23 protein-coding genes and 1 tRNA gene are annotated in these 25,300 nt (G+C 73.7%); 16 read left to right on the forward strand and 8 right to left on the reverse strand.

What is annotated here, in order from left to right; translation table 11 throughout:
• Positions 1–50 precede the first annotated feature (50 nt).
• From SM452_RS07845 to SM452_RS07855, 3 genes are all read left to right on the forward strand, one after another.
• Positions 51–1,151 carry a DUF3626 domain-containing protein gene (locus tag SM452_RS07845; protein ID WP_463839600.1) on the forward strand — a complete coding sequence of 367 codons (1,101 nt, stop codon included), beginning with the start codon at positions 51–53 and terminating at the stop codon, positions 1,149–1,151.
• 211 nt (positions 1,152–1,362) lie between these two features.
• The gene (locus tag SM452_RS07850; RefSeq protein WP_463839601.1) at positions 1,363–2,118 is read left to right on the forward strand and encodes a hypothetical protein; all 756 of its coding nucleotides are present in this window, start codon (positions 1,363–1,365) and stop codon (positions 2,116–2,118) included.
• 316 nt (positions 2,119–2,434) lie between these two features.
• A complete protein-coding gene (locus SM452_RS07855; protein ID WP_355508653.1) occupies positions 2,435–2,986 on the forward strand; it encodes a hypothetical protein in 552 nt (183 codons plus the stop codon).
• 51 nt (positions 2,987–3,037) lie between these two features.
• Here SM452_RS07855 and SM452_RS07860 read toward each other — a convergent pair whose 3' ends face one another.
• Both SM452_RS07860 and SM452_RS07865 read right to left on the reverse strand, forming a co-directional pair.
• A complete protein-coding gene (locus SM452_RS07860) occupies positions 3,038–3,955 on the reverse strand; it encodes an alpha/beta hydrolase family protein (protein WP_355508651.1) in 918 nt (305 codons plus the stop codon).
• Positions 3,952–4,293, reverse strand: a complete 342-nt coding sequence (locus SM452_RS07865; protein WP_262015799.1) for a hypothetical protein — start codon at positions 4,291–4,293, stop codon at positions 3,952–3,954. The genes SM452_RS07860 and SM452_RS07865 overlap by 4 nt, the downstream gene beginning before the upstream one ends.
• A gap of 71 nt (positions 4,294–4,364) precedes the next feature.
• Between SM452_RS07865 and SM452_RS07870 the strand changes: the two genes are divergently transcribed.
• Entirely contained in the window at positions 4,365–4,922 is a 558-nt protein-coding gene (locus SM452_RS07870) for a helix-turn-helix domain-containing protein (protein WP_262015798.1), read from the forward strand.
• Here the strand turns inward: SM452_RS07870 and SM452_RS07875 are convergent.
• Together SM452_RS07875 and SM452_RS07880 are read right to left on the reverse strand one after the other, a co-directional pair.
• Positions 4,895–6,349: an MFS transporter gene (locus SM452_RS07875; RefSeq protein ID WP_463839602.1), complete on the reverse strand. Its 1,455-nt coding sequence runs from the start codon at positions 6,347–6,349 to the stop codon at positions 4,895–4,897. The two genes, SM452_RS07870 and SM452_RS07875, sit on opposite strands and share 28 nt — an antisense overlap.
• Positions 6,350–6,420: 71 nt before the next feature.
• A complete protein-coding gene (locus SM452_RS07880; protein WP_013286401.1) occupies positions 6,421–6,657 on the reverse strand; it encodes a hypothetical protein in 237 nt (78 codons plus the stop codon).
• A gap of 143 nt (positions 6,658–6,800) precedes the next feature.
• Between SM452_RS07880 and SM452_RS07885 the strand changes: the two genes are divergently transcribed.
• A complete protein-coding gene (locus SM452_RS07885; RefSeq protein ID WP_463839721.1) occupies positions 6,801–7,931 on the forward strand; it encodes a geranylgeranyl reductase family protein in 1,131 nt (376 codons plus the stop codon).
• On the opposite strand, the gene SM452_RS07890 is transcribed toward SM452_RS07885, so the two are convergent.
• Positions 7,918–8,952 (reverse strand): NAD(P)-dependent alcohol dehydrogenase, encoded by a 1,035-nt coding sequence (locus SM452_RS07890; protein WP_262015796.1) that lies wholly within the window; start codon positions 8,950–8,952, stop codon positions 7,918–7,920. The two genes, SM452_RS07885 and SM452_RS07890, sit on opposite strands and share 14 nt — an antisense overlap.
• A 95-nt stretch (positions 8,953–9,047) precedes the next feature.
• Between SM452_RS07890 and SM452_RS07895 the strand changes: the two genes are divergently transcribed.
• Entirely contained in the window at positions 9,048–9,233 is a 186-nt protein-coding gene (locus SM452_RS07895) for a hypothetical protein (protein WP_262015795.1), read from the forward strand.
• A 38-nt stretch (positions 9,234–9,271) separates the two neighbouring features.
• On the opposite strand, the gene SM452_RS07900 is transcribed toward SM452_RS07895, so the two are convergent.
• A complete protein-coding gene (locus tag SM452_RS07900) occupies positions 9,272–11,062 on the reverse strand; it encodes a bifunctional metallophosphatase/5'-nucleotidase (protein WP_463839603.1) in 1,791 nt (596 codons plus the stop codon).
• 151 nt (positions 11,063–11,213) lie between these two features.
• On the opposite strand from SM452_RS07900, the gene SM452_RS07905 reads away from it, so the two are divergent.
• A complete protein-coding gene (locus SM452_RS07905) occupies positions 11,214–12,116 on the forward strand; it encodes an SDR family oxidoreductase (RefSeq protein ID WP_262015793.1) in 903 nt (300 codons plus the stop codon).
• A 70-nt stretch (positions 12,117–12,186) separates the two neighbouring features.
• Here SM452_RS07905 and SM452_RS07910 read toward each other — a convergent pair whose 3' ends face one another.
• Positions 12,187–12,837 carry a nucleotidyl transferase AbiEii/AbiGii toxin family protein gene (locus tag SM452_RS07910; RefSeq protein WP_463839604.1) on the reverse strand — a complete coding sequence of 217 codons (651 nt, stop codon included), beginning with the start codon at positions 12,835–12,837 and terminating at the stop codon, positions 12,187–12,189.
• Positions 12,834–13,160, reverse strand: coding sequence for a hypothetical protein (locus SM452_RS07915; RefSeq protein ID WP_013476750.1), 327 nt, complete (start codon positions 13,158–13,160; stop codon positions 12,834–12,836). Before SM452_RS07915 ends, SM452_RS07910 begins: the two co-directional genes overlap by 4 nt.
• A 956-nt stretch (positions 13,161–14,116) precedes the next feature.
• Between SM452_RS07915 and SM452_RS07920 the strand changes: the two genes are divergently transcribed.
• The 9 genes from SM452_RS07920 to SM452_RS07960 all read left to right on the forward strand — a co-directional run bounded on the left by SM452_RS07920 (position 14,117) and on the right by SM452_RS07960 (position 25,288).
• Positions 14,117–14,704 (forward strand): hypothetical protein, encoded by a 588-nt coding sequence (locus tag SM452_RS07920; RefSeq protein WP_463839605.1) that lies wholly within the window; start codon positions 14,117–14,119, stop codon positions 14,702–14,704.
• 299 nt (positions 14,705–15,003) lie between these two features.
• Positions 15,004–18,327 carry a formate dehydrogenase gene (gene fdh / locus SM452_RS07925; protein ID WP_463839606.1) on the forward strand — a complete coding sequence of 1,108 codons (3,324 nt, stop codon included), beginning with the start codon at positions 15,004–15,006 and terminating at the stop codon, positions 18,325–18,327.
• Complete coding sequence (locus tag SM452_RS07930) at positions 18,320–19,363, forward strand: 4Fe-4S dicluster domain-containing protein (RefSeq protein WP_463839607.1); 1,044 nt, start codon at positions 18,320–18,322, stop codon at positions 19,361–19,363. The genes fdh and SM452_RS07930 overlap by 8 nt, the downstream gene beginning before the upstream one ends.
• On the forward strand, positions 19,360–20,541 hold the full coding sequence (nrfD, locus tag SM452_RS07935) for an NrfD/PsrC family molybdoenzyme membrane anchor subunit (RefSeq protein WP_463839608.1): 1,182 nt from the start codon (positions 19,360–19,362) through the stop codon (positions 20,539–20,541). Before SM452_RS07930 ends, nrfD begins: the two co-directional genes overlap by 4 nt.
• Before the next feature lie 45 nt (positions 20,542–20,586).
• Positions 20,587–20,682: transfer RNA gene (locus tag SM452_RS07940), tRNA-Sec, on the forward strand.
• A gap of 24 nt (positions 20,683–20,706) precedes the next feature.
• A complete protein-coding gene (gene selA / locus SM452_RS07945; protein ID WP_463839609.1) occupies positions 20,707–21,999 on the forward strand; it encodes an L-seryl-tRNA(Sec) selenium transferase in 1,293 nt (430 codons plus the stop codon).
• Between the two features lie 5 nt (positions 22,000–22,004).
• The gene (gene selB / locus SM452_RS07950) at positions 22,005–23,768 is read left to right on the forward strand and encodes a selenocysteine-specific translation elongation factor (protein WP_463839610.1); all 1,764 of its coding nucleotides are present in this window, start codon (positions 22,005–22,007) and stop codon (positions 23,766–23,768) included.
• Between the two features lie 45 nt (positions 23,769–23,813).
• Positions 23,814–24,011: a hypothetical protein gene (locus tag SM452_RS07955; RefSeq protein ID WP_030503909.1), complete on the forward strand. Its 198-nt coding sequence runs from the start codon at positions 23,814–23,816 to the stop codon at positions 24,009–24,011.
• Complete coding sequence (locus SM452_RS07960; RefSeq protein WP_355511772.1) at positions 24,011–25,288, forward strand: hemolysin family protein; 1,278 nt, start codon at positions 24,011–24,013, stop codon at positions 25,286–25,288. Before SM452_RS07955 ends, SM452_RS07960 begins: the two co-directional genes overlap by 1 nt.
• Positions 25,289–25,300: the final 12 nt, after the last annotated feature.

A 25,300-nucleotide genomic window follows, 5' to 3' on the forward strand; every position in this document is an offset into this window, starting at 1 on the left:
CCCGGCCCGGCCCGGCCCGGAAACCGTGTGGCCGCGCGGCGGCGCGACCCGTGATACTCGGGCCCGTGCCCGTCGCCACCCTCACCGACGCCCAGTCCGCCGCGCTGGGCCACGTCCGCGACGTCGCGCTGCGCGACCGCCCCGCCGCGCTCGCCGTCATCGCCCGCCACCTCGCCGCCTCCGGCACCACCTACCGGTACGAGGAGGTCGTCGCCGCGATCACCGGGCACGGGCGCCTGACGCTGAACTTCCACCCCGACCGGTTGCTGCGCGACGGCCGCACAGTGGTCGAGGCCCTCGAAGAGGAGGGCGTCTACCGCAGCCAGTTCGAGACCGGCATCTCCAACGGCGGCCTGACCGCGTACCCGGGTGGCGACCGGGACGTGTGGGAGCAGGCGATGTTCGGCGGCGCGTACCAGCGTCCCGGCGTGCTCCCGGCACAGCGTCCGAAGTACGGCGGCCTGAACCTGCTCGACCACGCCGACGGCGCCTGCCCCCGCTTCGGGTCCTGCCATCTGCGGCTGCGCCCGGAGGTGCTGGCCCGGGCCACGTTCAGCTTCGGTGACAGCCACCTCGAGCCCACCGAGTTCGGCACCGTCGACGTCTTCGAGCCGGTGTTCGCGGCGCTGCTCACCGCCACCGCCGGCACCGGCGTCGCCCTGGGCGTGGCAGGAATGGACACCGGCACGCTGCTGCGGACGCTGCTGCGCCGCCGGGAACGGGAGTCCGGGCGGGTCGGCCGGGCGCTCGACGACTACGTCGAGGCGCAGGTGCACGGCGAGATCAGCCTGGCCCGCGACGTCGAGGCGCTCGTGGTCGACCCGTCGTTCCGGGGCACCGACGTGGGACGGCGTCTGGAGCGGATCGCCGCGCGGCACGGCCTGGCGCTGCGGTCCCACCCCGGCTTCGTGCTGCCGGTCCACGCCGTGGACGCCGAGTTCCGCGGCCCGGACATCCCGCCGCTCGCCGCGCGCGTGCACGCCGAGTTCGCCCGCCCGGGGGAGCCGCTGCACGCCGCGCTCGTCGGCCGGGCCGCCGCCTCGGTGGTACGCGAGCCGCAGCGCTGGGCCGATCGGGGACCGGCCGCGGTGACGCTGCAGCACCTCAAGCAGCTCTGGCACGTGCTGGTCCGGTTCGGCGGTCCGGCCTGATCGTCCCGCTCTGCCTGCTGAACCGCGTGCTTGTCCGGAACCGCGGGTGACCTGGACCGCAGCCTTCGCCGTGCTCGGCATTTCCGGAATGACCGACACCGCGGGTTCGTTGTGTCCCCTGTACCGCCGGAACCCAAACACCTACCCGGCGGTAGTCCCTCGAGGGGCGCTCACCCCGGAGCGCGTCGTAACGATCGAAAGGGCAACCATCGTGAAGCAGCACTTCACTCGATGGCTCCCCGCCATCGCGAAGACCGCCATCGCGAAGACCGCCATCGCGAAGACCGCCATCGCGAAGACCGCCGCCGTCACCCGTAACCGCCGTGCCGCGCTGAGCGTGGCGGGTGTGGCAGTTCTGGGCGGGCTGGCCGTCGGCCCCGTCGCAGTGGCCGCGCCGGTGACCAGCGGGCCGCACGCCGGCGCCAAGGCCGCCATCGACCTGGCGACCGGCAAGAAGACCTCCACCGAGGCGGTCAAGCCCGGCCAGACCACCGGCCTGGACAAGGTGCCGACCCGGGCCGACCGCCCGGCCAAGGAGAAGCTCGTGCCGCACGGCGTCGAGGGCGCGCAGTCGCGTATCCCGCTCGACGACGCACAGCTCGACAACGCCAAGGCCATCGTCGAGGCGGCCAAGGAGACCGGCGTGGGGGAGCGGGGCGCCGTGATCGGCGTCGCGACCTCGCTGCAGGAGTCGAAGCTGTACAACCTGGGTCACCTCGGCGCGTACAACGACCACGACTCGGAGGGCCTGTTCCAGCAGCGCCCGTCGTCCGGTTGGGGCACGTCCGAGCAGATCACCGACCCGGAGTACTCCAGCAAGGCGTTCTTCAACGCGCTGAAGAACGTCGGCGGCTGGCACGAGCTGCCGCTGACCACCGCCGCGCAGACCGTCCAGGTGTCCGCCTACCCCTACGCGTACGCGCAGTGGGAGGAGCAGGCGGCGGACATCGTCCAGCAGGTCTGGTAACCCGACACTAACCCGACACCCGTAGAGAACGGCCGGCCCTTTCGTGGGGTCGGCCGTTCTCGTCGATCTTGGACTTGTGGCACCTCGCAGACCTCGGATAACGGACATCTTGGGCGCCACAACTCCAAGATCGCCGGGCAGGGGCGGGGAGGGCGGGCGGGGAGGGCGGGTTTGGTGGGCGGGGAACAACCCCGGGTCGTCGGTCGTTGCAGATGCACCCGGCACGCCCCCGCGCTGCCGGATCCCCCGAGAACCCTGAGCGCCTGACGGTGCCCACGCATCCCCCGGATGCGTCGACCCCCGAACGGAGCCCACCATGAACACGATCCTGCGCAAGAGCATCCTCGGTGTCGCCGGTCTCGCCTTCACCGGTGGCGTGTTCGCCGGTCCGGTCGCCGCCCACGCGGCGGAGACCACCAAGCCGACCGCGGTCGCGGTTCAGGGCGTGAGCCCGCAGGGCGAGCAGTCCCACGTGGACCTGAACGACGAGCAGCTCGCCAACGCCAAGGCCATCATCGCAGCCACCAAGAAGGCGGGCCTGCCCGAGCGGGCCGCGGTCGTCTCGATCGCCACCGCGCTGCAGGAGTCGAAGCTGGAGAACCTGGGTCACCTGGGTGACCGCAACGACCACGACTCGCTGGGCCTGTTCCAGCAGCGGCCGTCCAGCGGCTGGGGTACGCCGGAGCAGATCACCGACCCCGAGTACTCGACGCTGGCGTTCCTCAAGGGTCTGAAGCAGGTCGACGGCTGGCAGGACATGCCGCTGACCGAGGCCGCGCAGACCGTGCAGGTCAGCGCCTACCCCGACGCGTACGCGCAGTGGGAGAAGCAGGCCGCCGAGATCGTGGCCGAGCACTGGAACAAGTAAGAACCACCGAAAGGCCGGTACCCGGATCGGGTGCCGGCCTTTCGCGTGCCCTCAGCCGCTGTGCGCGGCAAGCCACGACAGCACCGGCTCGACCACCGACGGGTCCAGCGGCTGCTTCGCCTCGTCCCGGTACGCCCGCAGCGACGGCGGCCCCGGCTGGCGCCGCAGCACGTGGGTGACGTCGGGCAGCACCCCGGTCTGCACCGGCCCGCCCGCGTGCGCGGCGATGACCGGCAGGTCGGCCGGGTCGGTCTGGAGGTCCTTGTCGCCGGTGAGCGCGAGGATCGGCGCGTCGACGCGGGCCAGGTCCGGCCGGGGGTCGTAGCGCAGGAACTCCCGGAACCAGCGGGCGTTGAGCCGCTGTCCGCCGACCCACGCCACGTCCTTGTCGGTGGCGAGGATCTTCTCGTGGTTGCGGGCCACCTTCGCCACCAGGTCGGTGCGGGTGAGCCGGAGCACCAGGCGTACCGGCGCGGGCAGCGTGGGCAGCAGCCGCCCGGCCTGCCAGCGCAGCACCTCGGCGCCGGTGCGCCCGGGCGCGGAGAGCAGGACCAGACCGGCCACCGGTACGCCACGCGCGGCGAGCGCGACAGCGGTGAGTGCGCCCTCGCTGTGGCCGACCAGGAACATCCGCCCGGCGTCCACGGCCGGGTCGTCGCGCAGTGCCGCGAACACGGCGGCCGCGTCGTCGACGTTGTCGTGGAAGCCGGTACGCAGGAACTCACCGCTGCTCTCGCCGACGCCCCGCCTGTCGTACCGGGCGACAGCGATCCCGGCCCCGCTCAGCGCGGCGGCCAGGTGCCGCTGGATGCCGAGCGGCAGGCGGCGGTGGTCGCCGTCGCGGTTGATCGGCCCGGAGCCGGGCAGCAGCAGCGCCACCGGGTGCGGTCCGGCGCCGTCGGGCAGCGTGAGTGTGCCGGACAGCCGCTGCCCGGCCGACTCGACGGCGAGCGGACTGTCGATCGTCACGGCAGCACCGCCGCGGCCAGGGCGTCGGCGTCGTCGGCGCCGATGAGCAGGGAGTCGTACGCCTGGCCGGTGAGGGTGATGCGGACGGCCGGCTGGCCGCCGCGGACGCTGACGAACTCCTTGCCGGCCTTGCCGCGCCAGGTGCCGACGTTGCGCGTGCGGGGCACGCCGAGGCCGGGCGCCCGGATGCCACGGGTGGCGCGGGCGCCGTCCGGTACGACGACGGCGCCGCTGACGGCGGAGCGGGGGAACGACAGGTCGCCGCGCAGGGCCCAGATCTTCTCGGCGGTGGTGAGCCGGACGTCGATGCGGTGGGGGGTGAGGTCGATGGTGGCCATCGGTGGACTCCTCGCTTCTGTTATCGTCGGTGAGAACATTACCGGAGGCGAGAACAAAAAGGGGAGCCACTGTGGCACTCGACACCGTGGAGCTGCTGATGCACCCGGTCCGGCTGCGCATCGTCCAGGCGTTCCTGGGCGGCCGCACGCTCACCACCACCGACCTGCGCACCGAGCTGAGCGACGTGCCGCCGGCCACGCTCTACCGGCAGGTCGCCACGCTGGCCGACCACGGCGTGCTGCACACGGTGGGGGAGCGGCGGGCCCGCGGCGCGACCGAGCGCAGCTACCGGCTCCACGAGGCCGCCGCGTCGGTGGACCCGGACGAGGCCCGGGCCATGAGCCCGCAACGGCACCGGCAGGCGTTCCTCACCTTCGTCGCGGGCCTGCTCGCCGACTTCGACGGCTACCTCGACCGCGGCGACCCCGACCTGGCCCGCGACGTCGCCGGCTACCGGCAGAACGCGTTCCACGCCACCGACACCGAGACCGCCGAGTTCGTCACCCGGTTCCGCGAGCTGTTCGCCGAGTACGCGGCGCTCGGCCCCGGGCCCGGCCGCACCCGGCGGCTGCTCACCACAGTCCTGCTGCCCGGCGCCGATCAGGAGCGGCCCGTCGAGCGCCGGTGACCGGCCACGATGTCCGCCACGGCGGCACCGAGCGCCAGCACGATGATCCCGGCGGCGAGCAGCAGCGAGCGGCGGAACGCCGTACTCCAGTCGCCGTGGCCGTCGGCGAGCGTGGAGAAGAACAGCGCGCCCACCGCGGCGATGCCCGCGGCCGACCCGATGCGCTGCCCGGTCTGGAGCATGCCCGCGCCGCTGCCGGCCATCGGCACCGGCACCTCGGACAGCGTGAGCGTCTGGTTCGGCGCGATCACCAGGCCGCTGCCCAGCCCGGCGACGAGCAACGGCAGCGCGGTCCGCAGCGGCACGTTCTCGTGCGGCCCGCCCGCCAGCACCAGGTCGGTCGCGATCAGCCCGGCCACCACGGCCACCAGCCCGATCGCCACCAGCGGACGGCCGTACCGGGTGACCACCCGGCCGCCGAGCGCGGAGGCGAGCGCCGAACCGAGCGCGAACGGCGTGATCGCCAGACCGGCCACGAGCGCGCTGTAGCCGAGCCCCATCTGGAGGTAGAGCGTGAAGACGAAGAAGATCGCGGTGAACCCGGCGAAGTAGATCAGGCCGATCAGCGCGCCCAGCGTGTACGAGCGCACCGTGAACAGCCGCAGGTCGAACAGCGGCTGGGCGCGCCGGCCGTACCGGTGCTCCCAGAGCGCGAACCCGGCGAGCAGCAGCAGGCCGACGGGAATCAGCAGCCACTTGCCCGGGCCCCGCCACTGCTCCCGCTGCACCAGCGGCAGCAGGATCACCGTCACCCCGGCGCCGAGCAGCAGCACCCCGAGCGGATCGAGCCGGCCTCGTCCGGCCGGATTCGTCGGCCGGGACGGCATCAGCCGCCAGCCGAGCAGCATCGCCACGATCCCGACCGGGATGTTCACGAAGAACACCCACCGCCAGCCGTGCTCGGCGCCGCCGAGCTGGATGAGCAGACCGCCGAGCAGCGGACCCACGGCGGTGGAGATACCGATCGTCGCGCCCAGCAGCCCGAACGCCCGGCCCCGGTCGGAGCCCCGGAACAGCTCCTGGATCATGCCGCTGACCTGAGGGTTCACCACGCCGGCTGCGGCACCCTGGACGAGCCGGGCGACGACCAGCCACTCCGGCGAACGGGCCAGCCCGGCCAGCGCGCTGGTCAGCGTGAACAGGCCGACCCCGACCACGAACGCGGTACGCCGCCCGCGCGCGTCGCCGAACCGCCCGGCCGGCACCAGCACCAGGCCGAACGTCAGTGCGTACCCGGACAGCACCCATTGCAGGTCGCTCGGCGTGGCGTGCAGCGCCCGATCGATCGACGGCACCGCGACGTTGACGATGCTGACGTCCAGCAGCGTCATGAACGCCGCGATCAGGCCGACGCTCAGCGCGCGCCAGCGACGCCGGCCGTCGTACCCGGTGTCCTGCACCGGCGTCGACGACCGGCCCTCGCTCATCGTGCCCCCCGCTGACCGTCGATCACCCGACTCCGATCGCTACCCGGTGCCCGGTGGGGCAAACGACTCGATCACGCCATCTGGCGCGCGCACCACCGGGGTCCGAAGTCCAGGCCGGACATCGGGGAGTCCTCGCGGTGCAGCAGCCCTCGCTCGGTGAGCGAGTGCAGCGGCTCGCGCAGCTCCTCCTCGGTCATCCCGGTCTCCTGGGCGATCAGGTCCGGGTAGGGGACGTGTCCCTGCACCTCCAGCGCGGACACCGCCTGGTAGACCCGTTCCTCGACCGCAGACAGCTGGACCTGAGGCATCGCTTCCCTCCTCGGCGTGGACCGCCCGACCCGCGGACGGCCGGCGACCGGCGGTTACCCGGACGGGCCGCGATGATGCTCACCCGTTCGACTGTCGTACCGGGCGGCGCGGCACGGCGGTGCCCTAGGCTGCACCCGTGATCATGGATCTCGTCGTGGTCGGCGGCGGGCCCGCCGGACTCTCCGCCGCGCACGCCGCGGCCCGGGCCGGCGTCCGCACGCTCGTGGTGGAACGGGCCACCCACCCCCGGTACAAGACGTGCGGCGGCGGCCTGATCGGCACCTCGCTCACCGAGGTCGCCGGGCGTGTCGAGGTGCCCGCCCACGACCGGGCCGACCGGATCACGTTCACCCGGGACGGGCGACGCGCGTTCACCCGCCGGCACCCCGCGCCGCTGGTCACCATGATCCGCCGGGAGGAGTTCGACGACCGGCTGCGCGCCGCCGCCGTCGCCGCCGGGGCGCAGGTCCGCGAGGGCGTCGCGGTCCGCGCGATCGAGCAGGACCCCGACGAGGTACGCCTGCGCCTGGCCGGCGGTGAACTGGTACGCGCCCGTACCGTCATCGGCGCGGACGGCTCGTCCGGCGTGACGGCACGCCACGTCGGGGTGCGCTTCCGGCAGGTCGACCTCGGCCTGGAACTGGAACTGCCGGTGGACCCCGCCGAGCGGGACCGCTGGCGCGGCCGGGTGCTGCTCGACTGGGGGCCGCTGCCCGGCTCGTACGCGTGGGTGTTCCCCAAGGGCGACCGTCTCACCGTCGGTGTCATATCCGCCCGGGGTGACGGCGACCGCACCCGCGCCTACCTGCGCGACTTCACCGACCGGCTCGGCCTGTCCGGGGTGAGGCCGGAGCACGACTCCGGTCACCTGACCCGCTGCCGCACCGGGGACTCACCGCTGCGGCACGGGCGGGTGCTGGTCGCCGGGGACGCCGCCGGGCTGCTGGAGCCGTGGAGCCGGGAGGGGATCAGCTACGCGCTGCGCTCGGGCCGGCTGGCCGGCGAGGCGGTGGCCGCCGGTGACCTCGACGCGTACGCCCGGGAGGTCGACCGGCGGCTGACGCCGGAGATGCGCGCCGGGCACCGGCTGCTGGAGGTGTTCGAGCGGCGGCCCGACGTGTTCCACGCGATGCTGGCGAGCCCGCCCGGCTGGCGGATGTTCGTGCGGTTCTGCCAGGGGCGGGCGAGCTTCGCCGACGTGCTCGACCGGCGGCCGGTGCGGGCCGGGCTGGCGCTGCTCGACCGCCTGCCCGCCGCTGTCAGGGGACGATGACCGCCCGCCCCCGCACCTCGCCCCGGCGCAGCGCCTCGTACGCCTGCGGCGCCTCCGCGAGGGGGAACGTGTGCACGTCGGCGTGCAGCCGGCCGTCGCGGGCCAGCGCGATCACCTCGTGCAGTTCCGCCCGGGTGCCCCAGAACGGCACCACCACACCGGTCTCCAGCGGCACCGGCGGCGGCTCGTCGGCGACCGGCCGCACCGGCAGCGTGCCGCCGGCCAGGCCCACCAGCAGGATCTGGCCGCCGGTGGCGACCACCTGCCGGGCGGTGTCCAGCGTGGGCTGCGCGCCGACGAAGTCGAGCACCACGTCCGCGCCGTCCGGCGCCGGCCCGACCAGTTCGCGGATCCTCTCCACCGCGTCCGGGCCGGCCTGCACGGTGTGGTGGGCGCCCAGGCGGCCGGCCAGGTCCAGCGCGGCGGTGTTCGTGTCCACCGCGATGATCCGTACCGCGGTGGTGGCGAGCAGGATCTGCAACCCCATGTGCCCCAGGCCGCCGATGCCGATCACCACGCAGGACGTGCCGGGCCGCAGCCGGGGCCGCGCCAGGTCCACCGCGTGGTACGGGGTCAGCCCGGCGTCGGTCAGCGGCGCCGCCTGGGTCAGGTCCATGTCGCCGACCGGCAGCAGCCGGGACGCGGGCACCACCACGTAATCGGCCAGCCCGCCGTCGCGGCTGAGCCCGATGCCGCCGACCGGGATGACCCGGCAGCGGTTCTCCTCGCCCCGCAGGCAGGCCCGGCAGTAGCCGCAGCCGATGATGCCGTAGACCGCGGCCCGGTCGCCGGGCGACCAGCCGTGAACTCCCGCGCCTACCGTGTCGACGGTGCCGGCGATCTCGTGCCCGAGCGTCATCGGCATCGGGAACACCCCGGCCGGCGCGTCGAGGATGTGCAGGTCGGAGTGGCAGGCGCCGACCGCGCCGACGCGCAGCAGCACCTCACCCGGGCCGGCCTGCGGCGTGGGTACCTCCGTGTGCTCCAGCACACCGGGTGCGGTCATCCGTACTGCGCGCATGTCTCCTCCACCTCGTCGCCCACGGTCGTCGCGGCGGCATACCCCTGCCGTAGCGGTTGATGCGGAGACGCAACGGGCGAGCGCACAATGCGGTCATGAGCGAGCCGGCCGAGTCGTTCACCGACGAGGAGTACGCGTTCCTGCGGCACGTCCGCTTCGGCGAACTGCCGGCCCGGGTGCGCCCGGAGGAGCGGATCGAGTCCGCCGAGACCGAGTTCCCGCCGGACCGGCCGGACCCGGCCGGCGGGGAGTCGGAGTGGCACCTGCGCGCGGGCGGCTGACGGGGCCCGGCACGCGCCCGGACCCCGTCGCCGCACGGTCAGAAGACCGGCACGCCGTCGCGGACCAGCTTCCAGTTGGGTACGAAGAAGTCGGCCGGGTCGATGACGCCCTTGGCCTGCGCCCAGTCGATGAGCAGCTGGCGGATCTCCTGCTGGGCGTTGTAGACCTGGGTCTTCACGATGCCCGGGAAGTTGCCGCCGCCGCTGCGCCGGTAGTTGTTCACCGCCACCACGAACCGGGCGTCCGCCGCGACCGGGGTGTCGGTGCCGGCCAGCACCAGGCGGGTGATCCGCTGGCCGACCGGCTTGGCGATGTCGATGTCGTAGTCGACGCCGGAGAACACGTCGTAGTTGTAGTCCGGCACCGCCGGGTCGCTGATCGTCTCCGGGTTCACCGGCGCGCCGGCCGGCAGCGTGACGAAGTACTTCGCCGAGTACTCCAGGTACGCCTTCACCTCGGCGCCGGTCAGCACGACCGCCTCCAGCGTGTTGTCGTACACGTAGAGGCCCGCCACGTCGCGGATCCGCACGTCGCCCTGCGGGAACACCGCGGTACGGCTGAACGGCGCGGCGATGGACAGCACCGGCAGGCCCGCGTACTCGCCGGCCGCGAGGGCCTCGGTGACCACCTCGGTCTGGACGTGGTTGATGAAGTCCAGGATCGGGGTGTCCTTGTACCGCGACTCGGCGGCCGACAGCTCCACGCTCGACCGGGCGACGACCCGGTTGACGTACTCGACGGTCTTGGTGTGCTGGCCGCGCACGGCCGCGAGCACCGCCGGGTCCTCGACCACGGTGTTGGTGTTCAGCGTGGTGGCCGACTTGGCGGTCACCGTCCAGCGGCCCTTCTCCCGGGTCAGCGTGAAGTCCATCCGGGTCAGCCGCTGGCCCCACTTCGACGGCTCCGAGGTGAGGACCCGCTCGCCGGTGGTGAGGTTGGTGACGAACTTCTCCGGCACCTCGTTGTGCGCGTGGCCGAACAGGATCGCGTCGATGCCGGGGACCTGCTCGGCGATCAGCGCGGTCGGGTTCTCGTTCGGCAGCTCCGGGCCGTAGCTGGAGGTGCCGCTGTCGCCGCCGTGCGCGGAGATGACGACCAGGTCGGCGCCGCGGCGGCGCATCTCCGGCACCCACTTCGCGGCGGTGGCGACCATGTCGGCGAAGACCAGGCGGCCCTCGACGTTGCCCTTGTCCCAGATGGCCACGCCGGGGTTGGTCAGGCCGAGGATGCCGACGTGCAGCTTCGGCGCGCCGTGCCCGCCGAGCTTGACCTCCTTGATCACGTACGGGAGGAACGCCGGCTTGCCGGTCTTCGCGTTGAGCGCGTTCGCGGCCAGGGCCGGGAAGCCGAGCTGCTCGATCCAGGTGGCCAGCAGCGGCAGGCCGTAGTTGAACTCGTGGTTGCCGAGCGTCACCGCGTCGTACTTGAGGATGTTCATGGCGCGGGCCATCGGGTGCGTCTCACCGGTGCTGGTGATCGGCTCCTGCTTGGCGTAGTACGTCGCCAGCGGCGTGCCCTGGATCGTGTCACCGGCGTCCAGGACCAGCGTGGCCCTGCCCTTGCGCTCGGCCCGGATCTGGTTGACCAGGGTGGCGAGCTTCGCGACGCCGACGTCGTTGTGCTTGCTGTCGTCGAACTCGGCGTCCTTGTAGTAGTCCCAGTTGTAGACGTTGCCGTGGGTGTCCGACGTGCCGAGGATCGTCAGGTCCCAGGTCTTCGGCTGCTTCGGCTTCGCCTCGGCGGGCGCGCCGGCCAGCAGGGGAGCGGTCGCGGCGGCGGCCGCGACGGCCAGCACCTGGCGCCGGGAGGCGCCGGAGGAGGAGGTCATGAGGTGCCTTTCCGAATGGGGGTACGCGCCTCGTGGGCGCCGCTGCGCACCATAACCACCACATGTCACCTGCGCCACACCGGCCCGAATTGTTTCCCTTCCGGTCACAGGCTGCTGTTTTCCCGCCGGTCACCGGGGTAGGGGCGCATCCATGAGCGAGGACCAGTTCACCCAGCAGCATCCGGCCGAGCAGTACGGACAGCAGGAGGGCCAGCCGTCGCAGCAGCAGACGCCGCCCGGCAACGAGCAGGAGATGGGGCCGAAGCCCGACCACGGCGAGGAGTCGTACCGGGGCAGCGACCGGCTCACCGGCAAGCGCGCGATCATCACCGGCGGTGACTCCGGCATCGGCCGGGCCGTGGCGATCGCCTTCGCCCGCGAGGGCGCCGACGTGCTCGTCACCTACCTCGCCGACGAGGAGGAGAAGGACGCCCGGGAGACGGTCGCCCTGATCGAGCAGGCCGGGCGCACCGGCGTCGCGGTCCGGTGCGACCTGCGCGAGGAGGCCAACTGCCGCGCCCTCGTCGACCAGGCGCTGCGCGACCTCGGCGGCGTCGACATCCTGGTCAACAACGCGGCGTACCAGATGTCGCAGGACAACGGCCTGCTCGACATCACCACCGAGCAGTTCGACCGCGTCTTCAAGACCAACGTGTACGCCATGTTCTGGCTCTGCAAGTTCGCGGTGCCGCACATGAAGGAAGGCTCGACGATCATCAACACGTCGTCGATCCAGGCGTTCGACCCGTCGCCGCAGCTGCTCGACTACGCCACCACAAAGGCCGCCATCGCCAACTTCACCAAGGCGCTCGCGCAGAACCTGGCCGAGCGCGGCATCCGGGTCAACGCGGTCGCGCCCGGCCCGATCTGGACGCCGCTGATCCCGGCCACCATGCCGGAGGAGAAGGTGAGGCAGTTCGGCACCGACACGCCGCTGGGCCGTCCCGGCCAGCCGGCCGAGCTGGCGCCCGCGTACGTCTACTTCGCCTCGCAGGAGTCGAGCTACGTCACCGGCGAGATCCTCGGCGTCACGGGCGGCCGCCCGACGAAGTGAGCCGCCGCCTGGTCCCGTTCCGGCCCGCGCCGGCCGCCTGGTCCCGCTCCCGGTCGTCTGGTTCCGCTGCTCAGCGGGGCCAGGCGGCCATCCGGCGGCGGACCTCGGCGATGCGCGGCGCGTCCAGGCCGTAGCGGGTGAACCGCCGGTCGGCCAGCCCGTCCAGGTAGCGGCCCGCCGCGCGCACGTCCTCGTCGTCCAGAGCCGGGTCGACCTGCCGGGCCAGCTCCAGCAGTTCCGCCACCGTGTACCGGTCCAGCGCGGCGGAGACGTCGATGTAGTCGCGTACCTCCCGCCGGTTCACCAGCGCGGCGGTCTTGTTGGCGATCAGGTCGCGGACGTCCATGACCGGGCCGAGGTCCATCACCACCGGGCTGCGGTGCCGGTCCAGGCGGGCCAGGCTCAGGCGGATCTGCCGGCCGTCCCGGCTCACCACGAAGTCCCGCAGGTCCCGGTCGAAGCCGTCGAACACCTCGCCCAGGCCGCCCGGGTCCACCTCGGCCACCCGGTAACCGGCGCGCTCCAGCGCCACGCGTACCCCGTCGGCCGCCGCCGCGGCGGCGCCCTCCACGTCGGCGAACAGGTCGACGTCCTCGGTGGGGCGGGTGACCAGGCCGTGGACGGCCCACGCCACGCCGCCGCCGAGCACGAAACGGTGCGGGCCGGCCGCGGCCAGCGCCACCCGGGCCACCTGCCGGTAGAAGTCGTGCGGATGGGTCACGCGGCGCGCAGGCTCCGGTGCCGGCCCTCCCAGGCCAGGCGTACGCCCCGGGGCAGGTTGAGCAGCGGCCACAACCGGCGCAACGTGCCCGCGTGGATCAGCTCGCGCAGATCCTCGACCCGGGTCGTCTCGCGCAGTACGTTCTCGTACATCCAGAGCAACTCGTCCGGGTCGCCCAGGTCGAACGCGCGTTCGCTGCTCCACATCAGGCGTACCGGCAGCTCGACGATGCCGGTCGTGGGACCGGTGAGCTCGTCCAGGGTGCGCGCCACCACGGCGGGTCGCCCGGGACGGGCGAGGTACGCGTGCGCGCTGACCGACATGGCATCAGGGTAACCCCAACCCGGCCCTTTCCCCGCGTCCCTTCCCCGCGGAGCGCCCCCACAGCACTCGCCCCGCTCACGTGACCGCCCGCCCGCCACCCGCTCGGCGCCCGCCTCACTCCGCCCCGCCGCGCCCCGCCGCGCCCGGCCGCGCCCGGGCTCGCCCGGGCTCGCCCCGTCGATCATGAAGTTGGACCGGACAAACCGGTCAGCTCGTGCCGTCAACTTCATGATCGCCCGTCGTGATGCTCGTCTTGTTCACCTCGCGCGGCTCTCCGCTGGAGATCTTGGACGATTTCGGCCCCCATGAGGGCCGTTTCCTTCCAAGATCTCCGTGGTGGCCTGTGCGCCGAGCCTGGTGAGGTTCGCCGGGGCGGGCTCGCGCCGACATCCGCCTCGCGGCGGTGCCCTCGGCAGGCGGATGGAGATCTTGGTACGTTCCCGCCCTTCCGGGGGCCGTTCCGTACCAAGATCTCTCGCGAAGGCTCTCCACCGACCGGCGACGTCCGCTCGGGGCCCGCGTTGCAGGCGGATCTGCCGTCGGCGGCCCGACGTCCCAATCGATCATGAGGTTGCCGGGGGTAAACCGGACATCATGTGCCGTCAATCTCATGATCGATGCGGCTGCGTCGGGTGTCCGGTTTTGGGGTGGTCGGGGACACCCGGGTGGCGGAATCCGGGGCGGCGGCGGGGCGTTATACCTGGTGAACGACCGCAGCAGCACTCCCGGCGCCCCCTGGCAGGCGGGCAGCGGCACCCGGGAATGACCCCGGGCCGGCGGTCGTTGTGCATGTCTCCGGCGCCGCCAGTGAGCCCCGTACGCCACCCCCGGGCGTCCGCGGGCCGCGTCAGCAGGCCGCCGGAGATCCCCCGAAGACTTCTTGAGCGCCTGACGGTGCTCGCACCCGCACCGAACCCCCCTCGGCGCGGGCGTCGACCCCCGAACGGAGCCCACCATGAACACGATCCTGCGTAAGAGCATTCTCGGTATCGCCGGTCTGACCGTCGCCGGTGGCCTCGCCGCCGGCCCTCTCAACCACGACACCGGCACCCCGGTGCGCGACACGGCCGTGACCACCACCCAGGCCGCCGCGAAGCTGGACAGCGCCGCGCTCATCCCGCACGGCGTCCAGGGCACCCAGTCCCACATCGACCTCGACGACGAGCAGACCGCCAACGTCAAGGCCATCATCGCCGCGACGAAGAAGGCCGGCATGGACGAGCGTGCCGCGGTCGTCTCCATCGCCACCGCCCTGCAGGAGTCGAAGCTGGAGAACCTCGGCCACCTCGGCGACCGCAACGACCACGACTCGCAGGGCCTGTTCCAGCAGCGCCCCTCCAGTGGTTGGGGCACGGTCGAGCAGATCACCGACCCCGAGTACTCCACCACCGCGTTCCTGAAGGGCCTCAAGCAGGTCGACGGCTGGCGCGACATGCCCCTGACCGCCGCCGCCCAGACCGTCCAGGTGTCGGCTTACCCGGACCACTACGCCCAGTGGGAGCAGCAGGCCGCCGACCTCGTCGCCCAGCACTGGAACAGCTGACCCGGCGGTGACCGGGGTCACGACGAGCGAGCGGAAGAACCGTGACCCCGGTACCGTTGTGCAGAGCGTCGGTGTGTCCAGTGTCCCCGGGCCTCACCTAAATTGCCTTCGCGGAATACCGTTCGGCTGGAGCCGCGTCGCGCCACTCGCCGAGAGGCGACATGCACACCGACGCCCAGAGCCGCCCCGGCCATCCGGCCGGGGCGGCTCTGTCTGTGGGCTCGAGTCGCAAGCCCCTGGCCGCTGGCCTAGGGTTACAGGCAGAGGTGAGCCGTTCTCGACGGAGAGGGGGTGCGCGGATGGGGTTCAAGACGTTCATCCAGGGGTGGCCGGTCTACCGGCAACTCACCGGCACCGACCCGCTCGGTCGCGGCGCCGCCGCCCAGTCGGCGCGGTCCGCCGAGCTGAGCCCTCGCACCGAGTCCGCCGACGGCATGGCCCGCTCGGTCTGCCCGTACTGCGCGGTCGGCTGCGGGCAGCGCGTCTTCCACTCCGACGGCAAGGTCACCCAGATCGAGGGCGACCCGGACAGCCCGATCTCGCGCGGCCGGCTCTGCCCGAAGGGCTCGGCCAGCAAGAGCCTGGTGACCAGCCCGCTGCGCCAGACCAAGGTCCGCTACCGCCGGCCGTACGCGACCGAGTGGGAAGACCTGGACCTCGACGTCGCGCTCGACATGATCGCCGACCGGATGCTCGCCGCCCGCGCGGAGACCTGGGAGGACGTCGACGACGAGGGCCGCCCGCTGAACCGGACGCTGGGCATCTCCAGCCTCGGCGGCGCGACGCTGGACAACGAGGAGAACTACCTCATCAAGAAGCTGTTCACCGCGATGGGGGCACTCCAGATCGAGAACCAGGCCCGTATTTGACACTCCGCCACCGTCCCCGGTCTGGGGACCAGCTTCGGTCGCGGCGGCGCCACGGACTTCCAGCAGGATCTCGCCAACGCTGACGTCATCATCATCCAGGGCTCGAACATGGCCGAGGCCCACCCGGTGGGCTTCCAGTGGGTGATGGAGGCGAAGAAGCGCGGCGCGAAGGTCTTCCATGTCGACCCGCGGTTCACACGTACCAGCGCGCTCGCCGACACGTACCTGCCGATCCGCGCGGGCACGGACATCGCGCTGCTCGGCGGCGTGGTGCGCTACATCCTGGAGAACGAGCTGGACTTCCGGGAGTACGTGCTGGCCTACACCAACGCGGCGAACATCGTCAGCGAGCAGTTCGCCGACACCGAGGACCTGGACGGCCTGTTCTCCGGTTACAACCCGGACACCGGCTCGTACGACCACGCGAGCTGGCAGTACGAGGGCCAGGAGGACAACGCCAAGGCCCGGGGCACCGGTAAGGAACGTGACTCGGCCTCCGGGCTGGAGCACGAGTCGCACGGCGAGCCGGTGCCGGCGCAGGCCCCGCGGGACGAGACGTTGCAGCACCCGCGCTGCGTCTACCAGATCCTGAAGCGGCACTTCGCCCGCTACACCCCGGAGATGGTGGCCCGGGTGTGCGGGATCCCGGAGGAGAGGTTCCTCGAACTGGCGCGCGCCTGGACGGAGAACTCGGGCCGGGAGCGCACCGGCGCGCTCGTCTACTCGGTCGGCTGGACGCAGCACAGCGTCGGCGTGCAGTACATCCGTACCGGCTCGATCATCCAGACGCTGCTGGGCAACATGGGCCGCCCGGGCGGCGGCATCCTGGCGCTGCGCGGGCACGCCAGCATCCAGGGCTCCACAGACATTCCGACGCTGTTCAACCTGCTGCCCGGCTACCTGCCGATGCCGCACCACGCCGACCACCCGACGTTCGACAAGTGGGTGGACAGCATCCGGCACCCGGGCCAGAAGGGCTTCTGGGGCAACTCGCGGGCGTTCGCGGCGAGCCTGCTCAAGGCGTACTGGGGTGACGCGGCGACGCCGGAGAACGACTTCTGCTACGGCTACATGCCCCGGATGACCGGCGACCACGGCACGTACCAGCAGGTCCTGAACATGATCGACGGCAAGGTGAAGGGCTACTTCCTGCTCGGCCAGAACCCGGCGGTCGGCTCCGCGCACGGCCGGGCCCAGCGTCTGGGCATGGCCAACCTGGACTGGCTCGTCGTCCGCGACCTGTTCATGATCGAGAGCGCCACGTTCTGGAAGAACAGCCCGGAGGTCGCCACCGGGGAGATCGTGCCGGAGGAGTGCCGGACCGAGGTGTTCTTCCTGCCGGCGGCCTCGCACGTGGAGAAGGAGGGCACCTTCACCCAGACGCAGCGGCTGCTGCAGTGGCGGGAGAAGGCCGTCGACCCGCCGGGCGACGCCCGCTCCGAGCTGTGGTTCTTCTACCACCTCGGCCGGGTGCTGCGGGAGAAGCTGGCCGGCTCCACCGCGCGCCGCGACCGCGCGCTGCTCGACCTGGCCTGGGACTACCCCACGCACGGTCCGCACGCGGAGCCGAGCGCCGAGGCGGTGCTCAAGGAGATCAACGGGTACGAGGTGGCGACCGGCCGCCTGCTCAACGCGTTCGGCGAGGCCCGCGACGACGGCTCCACGGCGATCGGCTGCTGGATCTACTCCGGCGTCTACGCCGACGGGGTGAACCAGGCGGCCCGCCGCCGGTCCCGCCACGAGCAGGACTGGGTGGCCGCCGAGTGGGGCTGGGCGTGGCCGGCGAACCGCCGCACGCTCTACAACCGCGCCTCCGCCGACCCCGAGGGCCGGCCGTGGAGCGAGCGCAAGAAGTACGTCTGGTGGGATCCGGACGCCGGCGAGTGGACCGGCTACGACGTGCCGGACTTCGAGAAGACGAAGCCGCCGTCGTACCGGCCGCCGGAGGGCGCGTCGGGCCCGGCCGCGCTCGCCGGCGACGACCCGTTCGTCATGCAGGGCGACGGCAAGGCGTGGCTGTACGCGCCGAGCGGCGTCCTCGACGGCCCGCTGCCGACGCACTACGAGCCGGCCGAGTCGCCGATGCGCAACCCGCTCTACGGTCAGCAGGCCAACCCGACCCGCAAGATCTACGAGCACCCGATCAACCGGATGAACCCGAGTCCGCCGGAGCCGCACAGCCAGGTCTTCCCGTACGTGTTCACGGTCAGCCGCCTCACCGAGCACCACACCGCCGGTGGGATGAGCCGTACCGTGTCGCCCCTGGCGGAGCTGCAACCGGAGATGTTCGTCGAGGTGTCCCCGGAGCTGGCCGGCGAGGTCGGGCTGGCCCACCTGGGCTGGGCGCACCTGATCAGCGGCCGGGCGGTGATCGAGGCGCGGGTGCTGGTCACCGACCGGCTCACCCCGCTGCGGGTGGACGACCGGATCATCCACCAGGTCTGGCTGCCGTACCACTTCGGCACCGAGGGTCTGGTCACCGGCGACTCGGCGAACGACCTGTTCGGCATCACGCTGGACCCGAACGTCCTCATCCAGGAGAGCAAGGTCGGCACCTGCGACATCCGGCCCGGGCGGCGGCCCACCGGCCCTCCGCTGCTCGACCTGGTCGGCGACTACCAGCGGCGGGCCGGGATGACGCCGGACCGCAAGGTGCCGGTGGTGACCACCGACGCCGCAGGCGGGGACGACGCCGCCGGCAGCACCGACGAGCAGTCGGCCGCCGCGCACCAGGACGGGGATCGGGATGCCTGACGCCAACAGCCTGTACGGCCCGCTCGACCCGGCCCCGGACGCGGGCTGGGTCGACGCGCCGCCCCGGATGGGTTTCTTCACCGACACCAGCGTCTGCATCGGCTGCAAGGCGTGCGAGGTGGCCTGCAAGGAGTGGAACGGCGTCCCCGACTCGGGTTTCGACCTGCTCGGCATGTCGTACGACAACACCGGCGCGCTCACCGCGAACTCGTGGCGGCACGTCGCGTTCATCGAGCAGCCCCGCCCGGCCGGGCATCGCACGCCGCCGTTCGCCGGCGACCCGACCGGCCCGGCGATCAGCCCGGCGTCGGCGTCGGTCGGGGCGGTCACGGCCCCCGACACGGGTACGAATCCCGGCCTGCCGCCGGGGCAGCCGGAGGCGGCGGCGCGGATGGCGGCCGGTCCGGAGTTCCTCGGCATGCCCGGCACCCAGCCGCCCGGGCGGGACACCGGTCCGGAGAGCCGCACCGACTTCCGCTGGCTGATGATGTCCGACGTGTGCAAGCACTGCACGCACGCGGCCTGCCTGGACGTGTGCCCGACCGGTTCGCTGTTCCGTACCGAGTTCGGCACGGTGGTGGTGCAGGAGGACATCTGCAACGGCTGCGGCTACTGCATCTCCGCCTGCCCGTACGGCGTGATCGACCAGCGCAAGGGCGACGGCCGGGCGTGGAAGTGCACGCTGTGCTACGACCGGATCGGCGCGGGCATGACACCCGCCTGCGCGCAGGCGTGCCCGACCGAGTCGATCCAGTACGGCCCGCTCGACGAGCTGCGGGAACGGGCCGCCAAGCGGGTCACCGCGCTGCACGAGCGCGGCGTGCCGGAGGCGCGCCTGTACGGCCACGACCCGACCGACGGCGTCGGCGGCGACGGCGCGTTCTTCCTGCTGCTGGACGAGCCCGAGGTGTACGGGCTGCCGCCGGACCCGGTGGTCACCACCCGGGACCTGCCGAAGATGTGGAAGCGGGCCGGGTTCGCCGCCCTGGCCATGGCGGCGGCTGCCGTCGCCGCGTTCGTCGGAGGATCGTCGTGAGCCCGGACCGCCCGGTCGGTGACCTGTTCCGCCGCTTCCGCGAGCGTCTGTCCGCCGAACAGGAGAACGGCGGCGCCGCCGAGCGGGAGAACGGCAGCCAGGCCACCGCGGCCGGTCCCGGGGTGGGCCGCACCGACGCGGGCTCCCGCGAGGCCGGCCTGGCCCCGCACCCGCCCCGCGACGCGGCACCACGCCGGCGCCGCGGCAGGGGCGGCAAGGGCGGCGGGGAGCAGCTCAACGTCCCGCCGGCCGAGTTCACCTCCTACTACGGCCGGCCCATCCTCAAGCCGCCGGTGTGGCGGTGGGACATCGCCGCGTACCTGTTCACCGGCGGGCTCGCCGCCGGTTCGTCGCTGCTGGCGGCGGGCGGGCAGCTCACCGGCCGCCCGGCGTTGCGGCGCGCCGGCCGGATCGCCGCGCTGGCCGGGGTCGGCGCGAGCACCTACTTCCTGATCAACGACCTGGGCCGGCCGTCGCGCTTCCACCACATGCTGCGGGTGGCGAAGGTGACCTCGCCGATGTCGGTGGGCACCTGGATCCTCAGCGTGTTCGGCCCGGCCGCCGGGGTCGCGGCGATCGCCGAGGCGGCTCCGCTGCTGCCCGAGCGGGGCGTGCTGGGGCTCGGCCGCCGGCTGCTGCCTCCGGCCGGGCACGCCGCCGGTGTGGTCGCCGCCGTCACCGCGCCGGCGCTCGCCACGTACACCGGGGTGCTGCTGGCGGACACGGCGGTGCCGTCGTGGCACGAGGCGTACCCGGAACTGCCCGCCATCTTCGCGGGCAGCGCCCTGGCCAGCGGCGCCGGTGTCGGGCTGGTGGCCGCGCCCGGCGCGCAGGCCGGCCCGGCGCGGCGCCTCGCGGTCGCGGGCGCGGCGATGGAACTGTGGGGTTCGCACCGGGTGGAGAACCGGCTCGGCCTGCTCAGCGAGCCCTACACCCAGGGCACACCCGGAAAGCTGCTGCGCGCGGGCCGGGCGCTGACCGCCGCCGGTGTGGTCGGCGCGCTGCTCGGCCGCCGCAGCCGCGTGTTGTCCGTGCTGTCCGGCGGCGCGCTGATCGCCGCGTCGGTGTGCACCCGGTTCGGCATCTTCCACGGCGGGGTCGCCTCGGCACGCGATCCGCGGTACACGGTGGTGCCGCAGCGCGAACGCGCCGACCGGCGGGCCGCCGACCAGGTCTGACACCTCCCCGGGCGGCCTCCCGTCCGCTGTGGTTGACTGCTGCGTGGAGGCGTTCAGGCGGCTGGTGCCCCTCCCGGTCTTCAAAACCGGTGTGGTCCGGGACCCGGGCCAGGCGGGTTCGATTCCCGTCCGTCTCCGCCAAGTACCGTTCCCGGGAGTGCGCCGATGCGTGAGGTCGACCCGCGACGGCGGGTGCCGCGCACCGACGCGCTGCTCGCCGATCCCGCGCTGGCCGCCGCCGCCGCGACGCTCGGCCGCGACCGGGTCAAGGCCGCGATCGTCAGCGCGCAGACCCGCGCGCGGCGCGGCGAGCTGACCCCCGATCAGGTACGCGACGCGGCGCTGGCGGACCTGCCCGGCCGTACGCCCCGCCCGGTGCTCAACGCCACGGGCGTCGTGCTGCACACCAACCTGGGGCGCGCCCCGCTCGCCCCGTCCGCCGTGGACGCGCTGGTCGCCGCAGCCGGGCACACCGACGTGGAGCTGGACCTGCGGACCGGCCGGCGGGCCCGGCGCGGCCGGGAGGCGCTCGACGCGCTCGCCGCGGCGGTGCCCGACGCGGCGGCGGTGCACGTGGTGAACAACGGCGCCGCGGCGCTGGTGCTGGCCGCGACCGCGCTGGCCGCCGGCCGGGAGATCGTGGTGAGCCGCGGCGAGCTGGTCGAGATCGGCGACGGGTTCCGCCTGCCCGACCTGCTGGCCAGCACCGGCGCGCGGCTGCGCGAGGTGGGCACCACCAACCGCACCACGCGCGCCGACTACGAAGCCGCGATCGGTGAGCGCACCGGGTTCGTGCTGAAGGTGCATCCGTCGAACTTCGTGGTCACCGGCTTCACCTCGGCGGTGCCGGTGGCCGAGCTGGCCACGCTCGGCGTGCCGGTGGTGGCCGACATCGGGTCGGGGCTGCTCGCGCCGGACCCGCTGCTGCCCGCCGAGCCGGACGCGGCCACCACGCTGCGGGCGGGCGCGCACCTGGTCACCGCCAGCGGCGACAAGCTGCTCGGCGGCCCGCAGGCCGGTCTGCTGCTCGGCGACGCCGACCTGGTGCAGCGGCTGCGCCGGCACCCCCTCGCCCGGGCGCTGCGGGTCGACAAGCTCACCCTCGCCGCGCTCGCCGCCACCCTGTACGCCCCGTCCACGCCCACCCGGGACGCGCTGCACGCCGACCCGGCCCGGCTGCGGGAGCGGCTGGAGCGGCTGCGGGACCGGCTCGGTGAGGACGGCTGCAAGGCCGAGGTGGTGCCCAGCGCGGCTGTGGTCGGCGGCGGCGGGGCACCGGGCGTGGAACTGGACTCGTGGGCGCTGAGCCTGCCCGAGCGGTACGCCGAACCGCTGCGCACCGGCGACCCGGCGATCCTCGGCCGGGTGCTGCACGGGCGGCTCCTGCTGGACCTGCGTGCCGTGCCGGAGGACGCCGACGACCGGGTCCGGGCGGCCGTGCTGAGCGTGGAGGACTGACCGGCATGTTCGTGGTGGCGACCGCCGGGCACGTCGACCACGGCAAGTCGACGCTGGTGCGGGCGCTGACCGGGATGGAACCGGACCGGTGGGCGGAGGAACGCCGCCGCGGCATGACCATCGACCTGGGTTTCGCCTGGACCACGCTGCCGTCGGGCGGCACGATCGCGTTCGTCGACGTACCGGGGCACGAGCGGTTCGTGCCGAACATGCTCGCCGGTGTCGGCCCGGTCCCCGCCGCGCTGATCGTGGTGGCCGCCGACGAGGGCTGGATGCCGCAGTCCGCCGAGCACCTGGCCGCGCTGGACGCGCTGGGTGTGTCGTACGGGCTGCTCGTGGTGACCCGCGCGGACCTGGCCGATCCCGGACCGGCGACCGCGCGGGCCCGCACGGAGATCGCCGCGACGTCGCTGGGCGCTGTGGAGGCGGTGCCGGTCTCCGCGGTCACCGGGGCCGGGCTGCCCGAGCTGCGCGCCGCGCTTGATCGCCTGACCCTCCGGCTGCCCGACCCGGCCCGGGACGCCCCGGTGCGGCTCTGGGTGGACCGCGCGTTCACCGTGCGCGGCAGCGGCACCGTGGTCACCGGCACGCTCGGCGGTGGCCGGCTGCGCGTCGGCGACGAACTGGAACTGGCCGCCACCGGGGAGACGGTGCGGGTACGCGGATTGCACTCTCTCGGTGTCGCGCATGCCGAGGTCGAGGCGGTGGCCCGGGTCGCGGTGAACCTGCGCGGCCTGCCCCGGGACCGGGTCGGGCGCGGCGACGCGCTGCTCAGCCCCGGCCGGTTCGGGCGTACCGACCTGCTCGACGTGCGGCTGTCCGGCGACCCGGCCGCCGACCTCCCGGCCACGCTCACGCTGCACGTGGGCGCGGCGGCGGTGCCCGCCCGGGTCCGGCCGCTGGGCCCGGACACGGTACGGCTGCGCCTGGCCCGCCCGCTGCCGCTGCTGATCGGGGACCGGGCGCTGCTGCGCGACCCCGGCCGGCACCACGTCGCGGGCGGCGTGACGGTGCTGGACGTGGACCCGCCGCCGCTGCGCCGCCGGGGCGCGGCGGCGGCTCGCGCGGCGGTGCTGGCCGGGCTGGACGGGCGGCCGGACCTGGCCGGGGAGCTACGCCGGCGGCGGCTCGTCCGCGCCGGTGACCTGACCCGGATGGGTGTCCCGCCGACCGCGACGCCGGTGGCCGGGCAGTGGCTGGCCGATCCGGAGCACTGGCGGGACCTGGGCCGCCGCCTCACCGAGGAGGTGACCCGGTACGCCGCCGAGCATCCGCTCGCCGCGGGCGTACCCGTCGACGTGCTGCGGCACCGGCTCGACCTGCCCGACCGCGCCCTGGTGACGGCGCTGCTGCGCCCCCCGCTGCGACTGCGCGACGGCCTGGTCACCGCCGCGCCGCAGGGCACGCTGCCGGACCCGGTGGCCCGGGCGGTGGACCGGGTCCGGGCCGAGTACGGCGACCGCCCGTTCCAGGCCCCCGAGGCACACCACCTGGCCGACCTCGGGCTCGGCCCCCGGGAGATCGGCGCCGCGGTACGCGCCGGCGCGCTGCTGAAGCTCGCCGAGAACGTGGTGCTGCTGCCCGGCGCCCCGGACGACGCGGTACGCGTGCTCGCCGGGCTGCCGCAGCCGTTCACGCTCAGCGCCGCCCGGCAGGCGCTCGGCACCACCCGCCGGGTGGCGGTGCCGCTGCTGGAGCTGCTGGACCGGCGCGGTGCCACCCGCCGGCTGCCCGACGACGCCCGCGAGGTGGTCCGCCGGCCGGGCTGAGCCAACAGGCGTCGCCCGCCCGCCCCGGTCACCTACCGTGGCGCCATGGACCCTTCCGCGGTCTGGCGGGACAAGAACCACAAGTGGCGGATCGAGGCGTACCGGGCACCGGACCTGCGCTTCGCCATCTACGCCACCAACGGCCCCACCGAGTCGGCGCCGTTGTGGCTGTTCGGGATGGCCGCGCTGGCCCGCTGGCTGATGACCCACGCGATCTCGCTGGACGACCTGGAGACGGACTGATGGGTGTCCAGGTCGCGCTGGTGCTGGTGCTGATCCTCGTGAACGCCGCCCTGTCGGGCAGCGAGATGGCGCTGGTGAGCCTGCGGGAGGGGCAGCTGCGCCGGCTGGCGCGCTCCGGGCGGGCCGGGGCGCGGCTGAGCCGCCTCACCCGCGAACCCAACCGCTACCTGGCCACCATCCAGCTCGGCATCACGCTCGCCGGGTTCCTCGCCTCGGCCGCCGCCGCGGTGACGCTCGCCGAGCCGCTGGTCGGACCGCTGGGATTCCTCGGCGGGGCCGCCCGCCCGGTCGCGGTGTTCGTGGTGACGCTGCTGCTGACGTTCCTCACGCTCGTGGTGGGGGAGCTGGCGCCCAAGCGGCTGGCCATGCAGACGGCGGAACGGTGGGCGCTGATCAGCGCCGCGCCGCTGGACCTGCTGGCGCGGCTGTCCCGGCCGGCGGTGTGGCTGCTCGGCCGCTCCACCGACCTGCTGGTCCGGCTCGCCGGCGGCGACCCGCGCGCCAGCCGGGAGGAGGTGACCGAGGAGGAGCTGCGGGAGATGCTGGTCAGCCAGCGGGGCCTGTCCGCCCAGCAGCGGGAGATCCTCGCCGGGGCGTTCGACATCGCCGGCCGTACGCTGCGGGAGATCCTCGTCGCGCGCCGCGACGTGACCACGCTGCCCGCCGACCTGCCGGCCGCCGAGGCGATGCGCCGCCTCGCGGCCACCGGCCGGTCCCGGGCGCCGGTGATCGGACCCGGCGGGCTCGACGACGTCCGCGGCACCGTGCACATCCGCGACCTGGTGGACGCCGACGGGGCGCTCGTCGGTGACCGGGCCCGCCCGCCGGTGCTGCTACCGGGCACGCTGCCGGTGGCCGACGCGATGCGGCAGCTGCGCCAGCGGCACGAGCAGCTCGCGCTGGTGGTCGACGAGTACGGCGGCGTGGACGGCCTGGTCACCATGGAGGACCTGCTCGAGGAGGTCGTCGGCGAGCTGTACGACGAGACCGACCGGGACGTGCGCCGCGCCGTGCGGGAACCGGACGGCGCGCTGCTGCTGCCGGGCGACTTCCCGCTGCACGACCTGCCCGACGTGGGCGTCCGCGTGACGTTCCCGCTGTCCCGGGAGTACACCACGGTGGCCGGCCTGGTGCTGGCCGGGCTGGGCCGGCTGCCCGAGGGCCCGGGGGAGCGGGTGCGACTGCCCGGCCTCACCGTCGAGGTGGTCGAGGTGGCGGGACGGGCGATTCGCCGGGTCCGGCTGCGCGGCCCCGCCGTCGGCCGCAGCCCGGACTGACACCCGGACGGG

This window comes from Micromonospora sp. SYSU B005 (genome assembly GCF_055362685.1).

Excerpts from the sequence above, each read along its gene's own strand:
- SM452_RS07855 (WP_355508653.1), top strand. The coding sequence starts at position 2,435 with ATGAACACGATCCTGCGCAAGAGCATCCTCGGTGTCGCCGGTCTCGCC.
- SM452_RS07865 (WP_262015799.1), bottom strand. The coding sequence starts at position 4,293 with ATGGCCACCATCGACCTCACCCCCCACCGCATCGACGTCCGGCTCACC.
- SM452_RS07875 (WP_463839602.1), bottom strand. The coding sequence starts at position 6,349 with ATGAGCGAGGGCCGGTCGTCGACGCCGGTGCAGGACACCGGGTACGAC.
- SM452_RS07880 (WP_013286401.1), bottom strand. The coding sequence starts at position 6,657 with ATGCCTCAGGTCCAGCTGTCTGCGGTCGAGGAACGGGTCTACCAGGCG.
- SM452_RS07885 (WP_463839721.1), top strand. The coding sequence starts at position 6,801 with ATGGATCTCGTCGTGGTCGGCGGCGGGCCCGCCGGACTCTCCGCCGCG.
- SM452_RS07890 (WP_262015796.1), bottom strand. The coding sequence starts at position 8,952 with ATGCGCGCAGTACGGATGACCGCACCCGGTGTGCTGGAGCACACGGAG.
- SM452_RS07895 (WP_262015795.1), top strand. The coding sequence starts at position 9,048 with ATGAGCGAGCCGGCCGAGTCGTTCACCGACGAGGAGTACGCGTTCCTG.
- SM452_RS07900 (WP_463839603.1), bottom strand. The coding sequence starts at position 11,062 with ATGACCTCCTCCTCCGGCGCCTCCCGGCGCCAGGTGCTGGCCGTCGCG.
- SM452_RS07905 (WP_262015793.1), top strand. The coding sequence starts at position 11,214 with ATGAGCGAGGACCAGTTCACCCAGCAGCATCCGGCCGAGCAGTACGGA.
- SM452_RS07915 (WP_013476750.1), bottom strand. The coding sequence starts at position 13,160 with ATGTCGGTCAGCGCGCACGCGTACCTCGCCCGTCCCGGGCGACCCGCC.
- SM452_RS07920 (WP_463839605.1), top strand. The coding sequence starts at position 14,117 with ATGAACACGATCCTGCGTAAGAGCATTCTCGGTATCGCCGGTCTGACC.
- SM452_RS07930 (WP_463839607.1), top strand. The coding sequence starts at position 18,320 with ATGCCTGACGCCAACAGCCTGTACGGCCCGCTCGACCCGGCCCCGGAC.
- selA (WP_463839609.1), top strand. The coding sequence starts at position 20,707 with ATGCGTGAGGTCGACCCGCGACGGCGGGTGCCGCGCACCGACGCGCTG.
- selB (WP_463839610.1), top strand. The coding sequence starts at position 22,005 with ATGTTCGTGGTGGCGACCGCCGGGCACGTCGACCACGGCAAGTCGACG.
- SM452_RS07955 (WP_030503909.1), top strand. The coding sequence starts at position 23,814 with ATGGACCCTTCCGCGGTCTGGCGGGACAAGAACCACAAGTGGCGGATC.
- SM452_RS07960 (WP_355511772.1), top strand. The coding sequence starts at position 24,011 with ATGGGTGTCCAGGTCGCGCTGGTGCTGGTGCTGATCCTCGTGAACGCC.